General features: G+C 55.0%; 13 protein-coding genes and 1 pseudogene. 1 reads left to right on the top strand and 13 read right to left on the bottom strand.

Annotated features, from left to right (window positions below; all coding sequences use genetic code 11):
* The first annotated feature begins 255 nt into the window (after positions 1 to 255).
* The gene (locus QKW60_RS04535; protein WP_282366793.1) at positions 256 to 762 is read left to right on the top strand and encodes a hypothetical protein; all 507 of its coding nucleotides are present in this window, start codon (positions 256 to 258) and stop codon (positions 760 to 762) included.
* Between the two features lie 75 nt (positions 763 to 837).
* On the opposite strand, the gene QKW60_RS04530 is transcribed toward QKW60_RS04535, so the two are convergent.
* The 13 genes and pseudogenes from QKW60_RS04530 to gcvT form a co-directional block, all read right to left on the bottom strand.
* Positions 838 to 1,044, bottom strand: coding sequence for a hypothetical protein (locus QKW60_RS04530; protein WP_282366792.1), 207 nt, complete (start codon positions 1,042 to 1,044; stop codon positions 838 to 840).
* A complete protein-coding gene (locus QKW60_RS04525) occupies positions 1,044 to 1,196 on the bottom strand; it encodes a hypothetical protein (protein WP_282366791.1) in 153 nt (50 codons plus the stop codon). Before QKW60_RS04525 ends, QKW60_RS04530 begins: the two co-directional genes overlap by 1 nt.
* Positions 1,177 to 1,716, bottom strand: coding sequence for a type II toxin-antitoxin system VapC family toxin (locus QKW60_RS04520; protein WP_282366790.1), 540 nt, complete (start codon positions 1,714 to 1,716; stop codon positions 1,177 to 1,179). The genes QKW60_RS04525 and QKW60_RS04520 overlap by 20 nt, the downstream gene beginning before the upstream one ends.
* Positions 1,716 to 2,504: a hypothetical protein gene (locus QKW60_RS04515; RefSeq protein WP_282366789.1), complete on the bottom strand. Its 789-nt coding sequence runs from the start codon at positions 2,502 to 2,504 to the stop codon at positions 1,716 to 1,718. The genes QKW60_RS04520 and QKW60_RS04515 overlap by 1 nt, the downstream gene beginning before the upstream one ends.
* Positions 2,505 to 2,533: 29 nt before the next feature.
* Positions 2,534 to 3,481, bottom strand: coding sequence for an IS1595 family transposase (locus QKW60_RS04510; protein WP_282366787.1), 948 nt, complete (start codon positions 3,479 to 3,481; stop codon positions 2,534 to 2,536).
* Between the two features lie 1,473 nt (positions 3,482 to 4,954).
* Positions 4,955 to 5,920 (bottom strand): annotated as a pseudogene (locus QKW60_RS04505) (IS630 family transposase); the annotation flags it as partial.
* An 82-nt stretch (positions 5,921 to 6,002) separates the two neighbouring features.
* Positions 6,003 to 6,695, bottom strand: a complete 693-nt coding sequence (locus QKW60_RS04500; protein WP_282366786.1) for an urease accessory protein UreF — start codon at positions 6,693 to 6,695, stop codon at positions 6,003 to 6,005.
* Positions 6,692 to 7,180, bottom strand: coding sequence for a UreE family protein (locus QKW60_RS04495; RefSeq protein WP_282366784.1), 489 nt, complete (start codon positions 7,178 to 7,180; stop codon positions 6,692 to 6,694). The genes QKW60_RS04500 and QKW60_RS04495 overlap by 4 nt, the downstream gene beginning before the upstream one ends.
* Positions 7,177 to 7,992 (bottom strand): urease accessory protein UreD, encoded by an 816-nt coding sequence (locus tag QKW60_RS04490; protein WP_282366782.1) that lies wholly within the window; start codon positions 7,990 to 7,992, stop codon positions 7,177 to 7,179. Before QKW60_RS04490 ends, QKW60_RS04495 begins: the two co-directional genes overlap by 4 nt.
* The gene (gene ureG, locus QKW60_RS04485) at positions 7,976 to 8,608 is read right to left on the bottom strand and encodes an urease accessory protein UreG (protein ID WP_282366780.1); all 633 of its coding nucleotides are present in this window, start codon (positions 8,606 to 8,608) and stop codon (positions 7,976 to 7,978) included. Before ureG ends, QKW60_RS04490 begins: the two co-directional genes overlap by 17 nt.
* 8 nt (positions 8,609 to 8,616) lie before the next feature.
* The gene (gene ureC / locus QKW60_RS04480; protein ID WP_282366778.1) at positions 8,617 to 10,326 is read right to left on the bottom strand and encodes an urease subunit alpha; all 1,710 of its coding nucleotides are present in this window, start codon (positions 10,324 to 10,326) and stop codon (positions 8,617 to 8,619) included.
* A 75-nt stretch (positions 10,327 to 10,401) separates the two neighbouring features.
* Positions 10,402 to 11,040 (bottom strand): urease subunit beta, encoded by a 639-nt coding sequence (locus tag QKW60_RS04475; RefSeq protein ID WP_282366776.1) that lies wholly within the window; start codon positions 11,038 to 11,040, stop codon positions 10,402 to 10,404.
* Positions 11,041 to 11,070: 30 nt separating this feature from the next.
* Positions 11,071 to 12,186: a glycine cleavage system aminomethyltransferase GcvT gene (gene gcvT, locus QKW60_RS04470; RefSeq protein ID WP_282366774.1), complete on the bottom strand. Its 1,116-nt coding sequence runs from the start codon at positions 12,184 to 12,186 to the stop codon at positions 11,071 to 11,073.
* Positions 12,187 to 12,906: the final 720 nt, after the last annotated feature.

Genomic DNA, 12,906 nt, shown 5'->3' with positions numbered 1-12,906 from the left:
GGGCGGGATTGTCTCCGGATCGGAAATTCTCTGTATGCGGGAAATATGGGTATTGCCACACGCTGTGGTGTGGGGCAGATTGTGATCGAAGGTTGAAGGCAATGAATTTGAGGGCGCGGCATTCCGTTTCCACGTGTTCGCGGAGTGTGGAAACGAAGAAGTACAGGTTTTTGACAGGCTGAGGTTCAAAATCACCGTGCTCTTAATCCCATAGTAGCAGTGGAGCGAAACTTGTTTACTAAAAGGCCTTTCATCTTGACGCGCAACATATGGGCTAATTTCTTTTTAGCGACTGCCTTTTTTGTTTCGTCAATATCTATTTCTTTTGGGAAGGATGACGAACTTTCGCGGCAGATTTCGAGCCTGATCTCGTCAACTTCGAGCAAGCTATCTGTCAATGAGCCCAGCATTTCTGCTGAAATACAAGAGTGCAATCTCAGAATCAAATATGAGTACAAAGTTGAGTATTGCATCCCGACAAAAATTCAATCCGTATCTCAGACAATTGATTTGCGGTCGGTTGGAGAAGTTTATCAGAGTGAATTCAATGGCTTATACGCAATAACCTTTTATCCTAGAGATTCGAGGGCTGACAGCGCGCCGACAGATCATGTACTTGCAAGAGAAGACATCGAGTATTGCAGCGGGGATCGATTAGAGGATACTCCAGCCAATGATCCGACTCTTTTTATCGAAATGCCGGGGCGTGAAAGTTTTTCTGCTTTGTTACGAGATTATATTATAGCGGTTTGCGAAAATTAAAGACACAAATAAAGCATGAGTCATTTTATTAGCTGGAAAGAAGTAGGCGATATTATATTTGACAAACCCGACCAGTCAGCCGTATCGGCGCCGCTTCAAGCCTTCACGAGCGATCTGGTGTAGATCGACGCCATAGTCTGCGGCATTCCAGCCTTCTCCATCGAGGTACTTGCGACAGGCATCCGCCAACGAAACGACAGCCTGCTCCTCCGGCTGCCCATCATAGGACGCTGCATTGTCCGCCACATATTGCTCCGCCAAGTGGTAGATTTGACCTGCCATCAGTCTTTTTTCCCTTCATCGTCCTTCGGCTTCTGGGCCTTGGCGACCTTCTTGAGTTTGGCGTCGAAGTGATCTTCGTCGTCGTCGCACTCAAGGGCGCGAGCGGCTTCGCGGAAGCGGTCAGGTTGTGTACTACTGGATTTGTTGGCCATCGAGTAAACTCCCCTGAAGATACTTTTCAGGAAGACACCGCCCTTGAGAAGGCAATGCCACTGAAAGGCCCTTACCTGAAAGGGCATCACGGTGCTTTTCGACGCGTTCGAAACGACCGTCCAAAGTCAAGAACTCGGCGCAAGACCGATCTATCGCCGATGCAAGGTGCACACTGTCAGCCCCTTTGAGTGTTAGGCCGTCTACCCACCGAAGATTTCTCGCATCAATGCAAATGAACGGAGTGGCTTGCACAAGATGCACGTACTGTCCGGACGTCAAAAGAGCTTCTAACCCTCGTTGGACGTTATCAGGCACCGGCGTGGTACCGGCATGGACAGCTTCCGCAATCGAGATCACAGACGTGTAGACGGTTATCTCCCGGTCACGGTGAGCCTGGAGCAGCTTTTTGATATACCAAACCTCGCCCTCGCGTTCCGATGACATGCTTATTGACGCATCAGACTTCACGGCCTCGATGAAGCAGCAGGCATCCATGTAGACGTGAGTTTGATCGCTCATTACGACGCGTCTTCCCAGAGATCGCCTTGGTCAAACTCTGGGAAAGAACCGAATAGAGCGTCAAAGTCCAAAGTGGTCAGGTTGGCCGTTTTGGAAAGGCGATCTAACCGCATTCTGAGAATGTCGTGGGTGATTTGATCGTAGGAACACTCACCGGAAACCATCACAACGGCGTTCTTTTCTTCCATCGCCTTGGAAATCTGCGAATAGTGCGCTTGCGAATATTCGACCTTTACAAGCTCATTGGTGGAAAGCTCTCGAATCTGCACGTAGGGCTGAGCAGCGCCTTTGACCCACGCATGAATAACCCCCTGCACCGATCCATAAGCAGGAATTGGCGCTTCTACCTTTGCAGTCAGCGTTTGAGACTTCTGGTAGGTTATAGTGCGCCGCTTCGGCATGCCGCCACGGTGGGGGAAGATTTCAATGCCAATTTCCTCGTCAGGGTCGATTAGGCGCCCAATCTTGGCATATTCGAGCGCGGTGCTTTCCCTGATGATGCCATTGAGGCCGTCCCGTTCCGAGTCAAAGTCCGCCAAGACTTCCATCTTGTACTCAAAGACCTGCGCTATGCCGGGGTCTACCGCTCCTTGGTAGGTAGCATCGAACATCACCGAGCCATTTGCGAAATCAGCGGCCAGCCACTCTCCAGGCTTCGCCGGAACGCCACAGTCCACCGAGATGGCCCGAAGGAACTTGTCGGCCTGAATCTGTATCGAGCCAAGCTTCCCCAGGGGCGCGCCTTGGCGGCCCTTGTTGATGACGAATCTGATCCTTAGCTTGGCCAAGCATAGCTCCTGCGCCTGTGGCGCAGATTCTATGCGCCGAGTGAGTCCCGGTAAAGCAGTCTTTTCCCTACCACGCCGTTAAGTGCTAAACCGGCGCGAACGGTATCAGTCGGGCCGTTCGCGACACGGTTGCTGTAGCGGAACGCGAACTCGGCAGCGTAGCGGTGCAGGTGCTTCTTTCCGCAGTGCTGATACACGCCCTTCATGCCGCGCTTGAAGATGGAGAAGTAGCCCTCGACGGTGTTGGTGGTCACGCCACCACGGACGTATTCCTCAGCGCCGTGATTGACGGACTCGTGCGCGGCGAAGTGGTCGCGCAGGTTGTCATACTGCATCGCCTCGTCGGTGTAGACGGTAGCCTCTGCGGCGATGTTGGCCTTAAGGATCGGAAGTAGCGTCTTGATCTTAAGGTCGTCCACGACAACGGACTTGGCCTTGCCGGTCGTGCGGTCAACAAGGGTCAGAACCTTCATCTTGTGGCCGACACCACGCTTAACTTCCTTGCCCGGCTCGCGGCCAATGAACGTTTCGTCAACCTCGACCACGCCACCGCGGTTGCCGAAGGTGCCGAGCGTGTCGTCGCGCATCGCTTCGCGGATGCGGTGAGACATGAACCATGCCGTCTTGAGCGTCACGCCAAGGGTGCGGTGTAGCTGATTGCTACTGATGCCCTTCTTGGAGGAACACATCAGATGGATCGCTTGCAGCCACAGGTGCAGGGCGACATGGCTCTCTTCGAAGATCGTGCCGATCCGCACAGTGAACTGCTTGCGGCACATGCCACACTTTTTCAGGCCGTGGCGCTCGATACCTTCCGGGTGCTTCCTGCTGGCCTTGGAGCGGACACCCGCCAGAACATAGATGCGCTCGCTGTTGCCACAATGCGGGCAGACCGGACCTTGCGGCCAGAGCATCGCCTCGACGTGCGCGAACGCAGCGGCTTCGTCATACATGTAGGCTTTGCTGAGGACGGACATGGTGGCCTTCCTTCTATGCCACCAATCTAAGCCTCCGACTTGGGTTTGTCAAATATAATATCGCCAAGAAGTAGATGAATAGAGATAGATTTTTTTCAACCGATATATCGCGCATGAGAAGCATGACGGACACGGAATTGAAGGATGTCGTATCATTCTCACATGCTGTCGAGAGATATTACAGAACTGGAGACACAATAAAAAATATAGGAAAAGAATTAGCTTCTCTTGTCGATGAGATCTATGGTGCTACCCCTTCCGGGGCATCTCGCTCAGTAATTAAAAAAATGAGCGTAGAGTTGGCCAATTCAGCAATTCAACAGCACTTAGAAACTGGCGCTGAATTAGATTCCTATTTGAGTGAATCGGCTATCGGAATTCGATTGTCGGCGGAATTTGAGTTGAGACATAGGCTCGGCAATTACCCTAATGCGGGACCGGAAGATTCCATTGCAGGTGCGGCTTCAAATTACAATGGGATTGAGTTCGATGACGGTACGTTTCCGGAATATTCCCTTCCTCAAGCTCGTCATGACTATGCACGCTCGATTGCGGTAGAGACACCTGCCGGGACGCAGCGGGTCAATCCCAGCGCTCACTATGATTATTCAGGCACCCAAACCTCCGGGTCCGGCTGGGTCGCCGGAACCGGTGTGGGCCCTTATGATGGGCCCTATTATGGCGGGGCGCCGACCTCAGTTGGCGTCGTTGCCACGAGTGGTCCCGGCTACGTGGCTGGCACTGGCGTAGGACCATACGATGGCCCCTTTGTCGGCGGGGCTCCTTCTTCACTGACCGCCCCGGTCGTGTTGTCATATGGCGTCCCGTCGGTAAGCTTAAGCAGTTTGTCAATCGGCTACCAGATTGGCGTCACTGCCCCGATTTCATCCCCGGCCTCGGCTCCGGTACATGTCCACCGCCCCTTCCGTGTTCCAATTAGTGATGTATCGTTTCGGGCGGATGGATATGTGGACAGGTGGTACGGAGGCCATACTGGTCCGGGCTCTGCCTATTCAAAAGATTTCCTTGATCACTATGGAACGGTGTCGGCAGACGGCGCGGCTCGTGCGAGCATTGGCGGCCATCTTCGTGCTTTTGCAGATTTACTTGGTTTTGATGGAAACGTGGGAATTCAAGGCGCGTATTCGCGTCCTGGTGAGGGAGCAACTGCACAGAGTCCGATGGGGTATGGCCCATCAGCGCCGGCTACATCGCCACGTCCAATGCCGCGTCCGGACAACCTAACAGGCGGCTCAAGCGGCGGATCGTCGGGAAGATGGAGCGATCCATCGCAAAGGGGCGATGACGTCGACCCGCATGATCCACATGGTGCGAAGAACCACCCCATCCTCATCGACCTGAACGGTAACGGGATTGAGCTCACCGAGCTTTCGGAATCTTCCCGTTTCGTCGATTCCGGCAATGAAGGGCTTCTTCACCGCACAGCCTGGGCCGGGGTGGGCGATGGGTGTAGATCGCGGTCTCGAGATCGTCGACGCTGGAGTAGCTGCCCCGGCGGATGCGCCGGGTTGTGATCTCGGCGAAGAAGCGCTCGACCAGGTTCAGCCAGGACGCGCTGGTGGGCGTGAAATGCAGCTTGAACCGCGGATGCTTCTCCAGCCATGCCTGCACCTCGGGCGTCTTGTGGGTCGCGTAGTTGTCGAGCACGATATGGATGTCGCGCGGCTTGAGGACGGCGCGATCGATGCGGCGCAGGAAGGCCAAGAACTCCTTGGCCCGGTGGCGCGGCATGCAGTCGCCGATGACCATGCCCGACTTCACATCGAGTGCTGCGAACAGCGTGGTCGTGCCGTGGCGCTTGTAATCATGGGTCATGGTCGCCGCTCGGCCCTTCTTGAGCGGGAGCCCCGGCTGGGTCCGGTCGAGCGCCTGGATTTGCGATTTCTCGTCGACGCAAAGCACCACCGCCCGCTCCGGCGGGTCGAGGTAGAGCCCCACGATGTCGGTGACTTTCTCCTCGAACATCGGGTCGTTCGAGACCTTGAAAGACTTCGTCAGATGCGGCTTCAGACCGGCCTCGGCCCAGATGCGGCCCACGCTCGACGGCGAGATGCCCACGGCCGCGGCCATCGAATTGCGGCTCCAGTGGGTGGCATTCGGAGGGCTCTCCTGCACCGTCTTCGCGATCACCTTCAGGCGCGTCTCCCGAGGCAGCGGCGGCACCCGCGACGGCCGGGTCTTGTCGCGCCTGAGCCCGTCCACGCCTTCGTCGAGGAAACGTTCCTGCCAGCGCCAGACGGTCGGCTTCGAGGTCTTCGCGCGCCGCATGATCTCGAAAGTGCTATGGCCGTCCGCCGTCGCCAGCACGATCTCGGCCCGCCAGACGAGCTTGCGCGGGGTGTTGCGATCGGTGACCAGGGCTTGCAGCTGCGCACGGTCATCGGGATTCAGGTAAAGGCAGATGTCATCGCGTCTCATGACGCGACAATGGCACACCAGAACGCCGATGGGAATCTTGTGTCAGGTGCTCAACACTAGCTGCTGCCTAGATATCGCTTACTCAACTGCCGAAATTTCGACCCAAAAGCTGCTTGTGTTTTAGGTAATAGGCATCTGCATCGGGAAGCCAGCCCGCCATTGCTTCCAGCTCCAAACTCAGTGCGATATCGGCGGCTTCTTCGATACTTCCACCCAGTTGCCAAAGCATGCTTTGAGCATTCGAAGCGGACAGGGTGCCCAACCTGACTGCTGCCGACAACAGTCCCGAAGCGGCCGACCGCATTTCCATCACCACGCAGTCACGAAGTCCAATGCCTGCTGCGGCAGAGGCCGAACCAATCACGACGGAGAGGTTTACCCCGCATTTTTTTAGTCTAACCTGATCTGAAAAAAGTGCGAAATCCGGTGAGATCGGAATATCAGCCAACAGACGGAGCAATTCGCGACCGCAGTTTTCAGACGCTGCCCTCATCGAAGGAACAGGTTTTCGGCACGTTACCAACTCGTCGAGCGTATGGATAGCCGGCAGATCGCCTTGACACAGATACCTGTGGCTCCAGGATACGGCAACGCCATCGAGAGGCGCGATACAGTCGCGCAGTTTGCTGACCAGATAGTCATGCACCGCTTCCTCGCAGTCAATCAGCGCCGACATGACTAACGGTTCCAATCCAAAAGAATGCGCAAGTCTGCCAATGGGCAACGCGCTGTCGCTGAGATGCAACAGCACTTGTAACGCCGAGGAGCTATTCAATGATGCCCTCCCCGGATTCCAAAAAGCGGCCGGTAAAGCCCCAATTGGGTATCCAGAAATGTCAAACTCAAGAGTTCCGAGAACGCTTCCGCCACACGGCTAATCGAGTCGCGACCGGTTACTGATGGACCAAGAACATCACCGTCAACGACCTCGGAGGGAAGGTGCAAGTTCCCAAGCTGGTGTCCTATAGCGAAATACATCTCCTCTCGTTTTTCGTCGTCCAGTGCATCTGAAAAACCCAGGCGAAACGCGGCTTCCTTCGGGCGAAACGCCAAGACGCGCTGTCCGTTCTCGCAGACAAGACAGCAGCCATCTTCCAGATAGGCGTCCTTATCGAGCTCAATGAACAGCTGGCGCCCAGCCTCGGACTTCACCGCCAGCCGGTTGCGGCAGGCCTGAAAGCAGTCGATGGCAACTCGGTCATCTGTCTCTAGTGGACCACGTTGCTCGGAGCTCAATTCAATTCGATTAACGATGATCATTGCGTGTCATTTCCTTTCACGAGACTTTCGGCGAAACGCTCCCGAAAATAATTTACGAACATTTCAATGCGATCCGAGGCGGCGCCCGACGAGCGGCACAAAAATCTCGCTATCAAGCCAGAGTCGTTTGGAAGACAGCCGACTTCCAACATCGGATCGTTCAGAGCTTGGATTGTCTCGCGCTCGACCGCTTTCCAGTCGGGACCGATACCGATGCAGTAAACCGTACTCATGCAATTCCACCCGGATTCAGACCTCAGAGCGGAAATACCACCACACGGGCGCATACCACTTCGTTCAGACACAAGTCGCTTTCCCTGAAAGACGACATCCAGTCCTAATTTTATTGCCTTGTAACGATGACGTTCGCCAGAAGAATACCGCCCCGAGAAAACCGTGTCGGCTATAACCGCGATGGCCCCGCGCCCGATTTCCAGATAACTGTTCTGCTCGTAGTCGGAACCTGATGTTGGAATGAGCGGTTTCCTGACCATTTCAAAGTACGCGTTGTCTCCGATTTCGAACCGACAAGTTTCACGTGATGCCAGTTGGTTGCATTTGTGAAGAAGCGTTGCTGACAAGTTCAAAAGCTGAAGCTTTGAGTCGGCGTCCAGTCTGACACAGACCTCAAGCTGATCCCTTTCGAACATCCCTCCGCTGCTGTTGGTGATGAAGCACGTCGCCAAACTCGGCAATGACTCTGAAAGGTGTAACTCGGGACTGTGCCTTAGGGGAAATCGCGAATAACCGGACCGAAGGACAGTACGCCCTTCTTTTATCGTTGAATAGTGCAGGTCAAGTTGTGGCAGCATCGGCCCGCCTCTTAAACGGGAGTTGCTGCCGCAGTGTCTCGTAGATCGAATGAACGTCTTCGTCGTTCAGGAGACTGGACATCAGCCATGCTCGATCGGGTCGTACTTCTTCCATACCCTGCGCCATCTTTTCCAGCGAGGTACCGACAAAAGCGGCGATATCCGCCTTGTTCACGAGGACCAGATCGGCCTTCAGGACTCCCAGCCCCCGCTTGCGCGGGATATCGTGACCGGCCGCGCAATCTATCATGAAAATCCAGTAATCGACCAAGTCCGGGCTGAACGTCGATGCCAGATTGTCACCGCCACTTTCGACAAACACGATATCGGGATCGTAGAGACTGGATAAACGCTCGACGGCGCACAAGTTCGCCGCCGGGTCTTCTCTGATCGCGGTGTGTGGACATGCTCCAGTTTCCACTCCCACGATGCGATCGGGATCTATCAGGCCGCTGTCTTTCAACCGAGCGGCATCCTCTTTCGTCACGAGATCGTTTGTGACCACGACGACGTTCAGGCCGTCCGCAATCATCTTTGGTAACAGCTTTTCGATCAGAAGGGTTTTCCCAGCTCCCACTGGCCCGCCAATTCCTATTCGTATCAACTCGTTTTTCATGTTGTCCATCACCGGAGGCTATAAAGGCGGCCAAGTGGCACTTTGGCCATGGGCTTGTGATCGCATTCGATATCATCAATTGTAACCCGATAGGTTTCCGGGTCGACCCGTACTTTCGGCAGGGTGGAATTCCTTATCATATCTCTCTTCGAGAGTTGCCTCGCTCCACTCAGAGGCAAACATTTCTTGCGTAGTCCAAGCCTTTCCGGAATTCCGTCATCGATGGCCACTTTTGCCATGAATGTGGCCGACAATTCGGCGTTGCCAAGGCCGAATGCCCCCCATTGAGGCCTGTATTGCAGCGGTGCGCAAGTCATCAACGAAGCGCTTGGCTCGCCCATAACCGCCCAGACCGGAAAACCGCCCTTGAAAACGATCTCGGGGTGAATTCCGAAAAACTTGGGCTTCCAGAGCACTATGTCAGCCATCTTGCCGACTTCAAGTGAGCCAACCTCACCCGCCATGCCGAAAATTATTGCCGGGTTGATTGTGTACTTCGCAATGTAGCGAAGCACGCGCTGGTTATCGTTTCCGTTGGGCCGATCCTCGTCCAGCGCACCGCGCTGGGATTTCATGTGCGATGCAAGCTGCCAAGTCCGGCAGATCGTCTCTGCGATGCGCCCCATGCCCTGGGAATCGGACCCCATTGCGCTGATAGCCCCCATGTCGTGCAAAACGTCCTCGGCGGCTATGGTCTCATGACGGATGCGCGACTCAGCAAACGCAATATCCTCGGGAACCCTCGGGTTCAGGTGGTGACTTGTCATCGTCATGTCAAAATGTTCATCGAACGTATTTATTGTGTATGGATTGGTCGGATTGGTTGACGAGGGAAGTACGTTTTCGTATCCGCAAATTTCAAGAATATCAGGCGCGTGTCCGCCTGCCGCCCCTTCGACGTGATAGGCATGGATCGTTCTGCCCGCTATCGCTTCCATGGTTGACTGCAGATAGCCGGCTTCATTCAGGGTATCCGCGTGTAACTGTATCTGAACATCGAATTCATTGCCGGCCTCCAAACATGCATTGATTACCGGAGGCATGGCCCCCCAGTCTTCGTGAATCTTCAGCCCGCCGGCACCGCTTCGAAGTTGCTCGGCCAACGGTTCTACCGTGTATGAGCCGCCCTTTCCGAAGAAACCGAAATTGAGCGGAAAATCCTCTGCGGCTCTGAGCATGATTGCCAGATTTTGAACGCCGGTCGATGCAATGGGTACCGTGGTCGCGCCCAGACCACCGCCGATGAGCGTGGTGATTCCGGACGAAAGCGCCTCTCCACACTGTCCTGGATCGATAAAGTGAACATGACAGTCAATTCCCCCGGCGGTAGCGATCAGCCCCTCGGCCGCACGAACATCCGTGGACGGGCCGACAATGAGGTCCGGAGCCACGCCATCCATTATGTTGGGGTCGCCAGCCTTCCCGATACCTGCGATACGTCCGTTCTTTATGCCAATATCGGCCTTGATCACTCCCAAAATCGGATCAACGATGATCGCATTTGTGATGACAAGGTCCAGTGCACCGCAGCGCGATAAGGTGTCTACGTTTGCGCCTGCACCCGCTCGCAAGGTTTTGGGAGCGCCAAATACCAATTCATCGCCTTTTCCCGTCAGATCTTCTTCGATTTCGATCCAAAGAGACGTATCTCCGAGTCTTATTTTGTCTCGACGGGTAGGACCATAGAGATCAGCATATTGGCGGCGTGTGATTTTCATCTTGATTTTTCTTTTCTGTTATCACCGCCATGCTTTCGGGAAGTCATAGGAACGACATCTTCCGTCCGGCATGGCTCAAGTCGTTTCAGCGTCGCCCTTTTCAATCGTTTCTGGCTTGCTAAAAGCCTTTTTCCCTCCAAACTCAATCAGTTGTACGGTCATGTCCGCACCAGGTTCGAATCGAACGGCCGTGCCCGCGGGGATTGCAAGCCGACGACCGTACCCTAATGACCGATCGAACCGGAGAGCGCTGTTCACTTCGAAAAAGTGGAAATGCGAACCCACCTGGATCGGGCGATCACCAGTGTTCACAACAGTAACTTCGACTGCCTTTCGGCCGGAATTGATCTCTATATCCGTGTCGGCGAACTCGATTTTTCCCGGTATTTCCGTTGAGGCCGGAAGATCTGCTTTCTGTATCGGATTATGAACACAAACCAGTTTCTGACCGTCCTCGAACATAGCCTCGACCATGATGGTTTCCAGGAGTGTCGAAACGCCTGGCAACACATCGCTTTCGGTCAGGATTAGTGTGCCCAGTGACATCAGTTCCGCAACCGATTTGCCGTCTCGGGCACCCTCGCAAATGTCGTCTGCGATAAGGGCATAGGCCTCGGGGTAAGTGAGTTGCAATCCGCGAGCCTTTCGGCGGCGGGCGAGTTCTGCCGCAAGAAACAAGCGCAGTCGCTCTTCGTCTTTTGATGACAAGTACATAGAGTTTTATCCGCCCGCCTGATTTGTCAATTACCGAACGAACGTTCTGCTTCTGACCTTGCAAGGGTCGAACAGGGGCACTAGGGACAGTTTCGCAGAATGGCTGGCAGCCTTGTCCTTCAGATCGTAGCAAACACCGCTTATTGCGTATTCCGTCGCGACATAGGCCATCGCGGTGCCCTTCTTCCGGCCCGGAGAGTACGATCCGCTTGTGACCCGGCCGATTTCCTTTCCACCGGCGATTACGGCATCACCGGTGCTTATGACCGTACCGTCCAGAACATCGAACCATACCAGCGTGCGGTTGATCCCCTGATCCCGGATTTTCTCCAGCGCGGCCTTTCCGCAAAAATCGCGTTTGTTGAAATCGACCGTCCAGCCCAGGCCGGCTTCCAACGGATTGGTCTGCTTGTTATGCTCGTTGCCGACCAGGACGTAGCCGGCCTCCTGACGGACGCTTTCCAGCCCGCACTGCCCCAGAGGAACAAGACCGTGTTTCTCTCCGGCTTCGAACAGAGCATTCCAGACCTTCTCGGCCTCTTCAGGATCACAGTGCAATTCAAACCCGAACTCGCCAGTGTAGCCCATACGCGCAATCACACAGGCAACACCGGCCACGTCGCCCTTGATGAATTTGTAGTATTTGATGTCATTTATCGGCGCAGACGTGACCTGCTGCAAGACCTGACGCGAGTTCGGTCCTTGCAGCGCAAGTGTGGTGTGTTGATCGGTCACGTTCTTAATACTGACGTCAAAGCGATCGGCCTGTTCTTGAAACCATGAGAAATCGGTCTCGTCCCCCGTGATCAGCATGTATTCATCAGGCTCGAAACACCAGATCGTTCCGTCATCTATCATTTGGCCTTCGGCGTTGCAAAAGGTCGAGTACTTGATCGAGCCCGGTTTCAGCTCAGACACGTTCGCCGTGGCCACCTGCTGGACAAATTTCAAAGCGTCCGGTCCAGAGACCGAAAATTCCGCCATATAATGAAGATCGCAAAGGCTTGCCTTGTCACGGGTCGCAAGGTGTTCCGCCTCCGGTCCCGGGTTGTAGTGCCACGGAAGATAGTAACCGAAAAGCTCTCTCATATCCGCTCCCATCTTCTCGCCAACTGCGTGAAACGGGGTTTTCTGGATTTTTGCCATGATGTGTTCCTCTTTGGCTTCGTGAAGTAAGCGACACGCAGCTAGCACAAAGAAATGGCGAGAGAGATTTGGGATTTCGGGAGCGGCGCAGCCGCAGGACCAAATTGACCTGCCATCACTTCGTGCGACGCGCTGACTGCCGGTCGGAATTTGATCGGCTTCCCAGCCCGATGAACAATAGACCATTCACCTTGCGGTATGTCAAGACCGCGCCTTGGGTTCTTCAAAACCATCAAGGCCGAACTGATCTGGCGGCGGTCATGGGAAACGAGGCGGCAAGCTGAGATGGCGATCTTCGAATGCATCAATGGAAAAGCGCTGTCGCATTCGAAACGAGCACTTGAGGCGGAACGAAAGCGAGACAGGCCCAGCCATCTCCCTGATCACGAAGGGAGCTATAGCTGAAAGTTGGTGACGGGGAGATTGGGTGGCATATCAAGGCGTTGTTGACGCGCCGCAGTTCTCGCAGAGAAAAGGATATGCCACATGACGAAGGATACGGTTGTCGCGTTTCGCGCGCCAGAAGGATTTTCCGCCGACCCACTGACGGATCTGTTGCGCCGTGGAGGGCGGACCTCATCCCCGAGCATGTCAGGGCCAACGCCCGCATCACACCGCCACCGCCGCCGAAGCGCCGCGGTCGCCCACCCAAGAACGGGGCCGCCAATCCCTGAAACCGGCTGATTACCGGACCCGTCAGAGTGGGGAATTTTACTTCGG

The sequence above is a fragment of the Albidovulum aestuarii genome (genome assembly GCF_029961185.1).
GTDB classification, from domain to species: Bacteria; Pseudomonadota; Alphaproteobacteria; order Rhodobacterales; family Rhodobacteraceae; genus Albidovulum; species Albidovulum aestuarii.
Note: the sequence above shows the minus strand (reverse complement) of the source record. Positions and strands in the feature narration are given on the sequence as shown.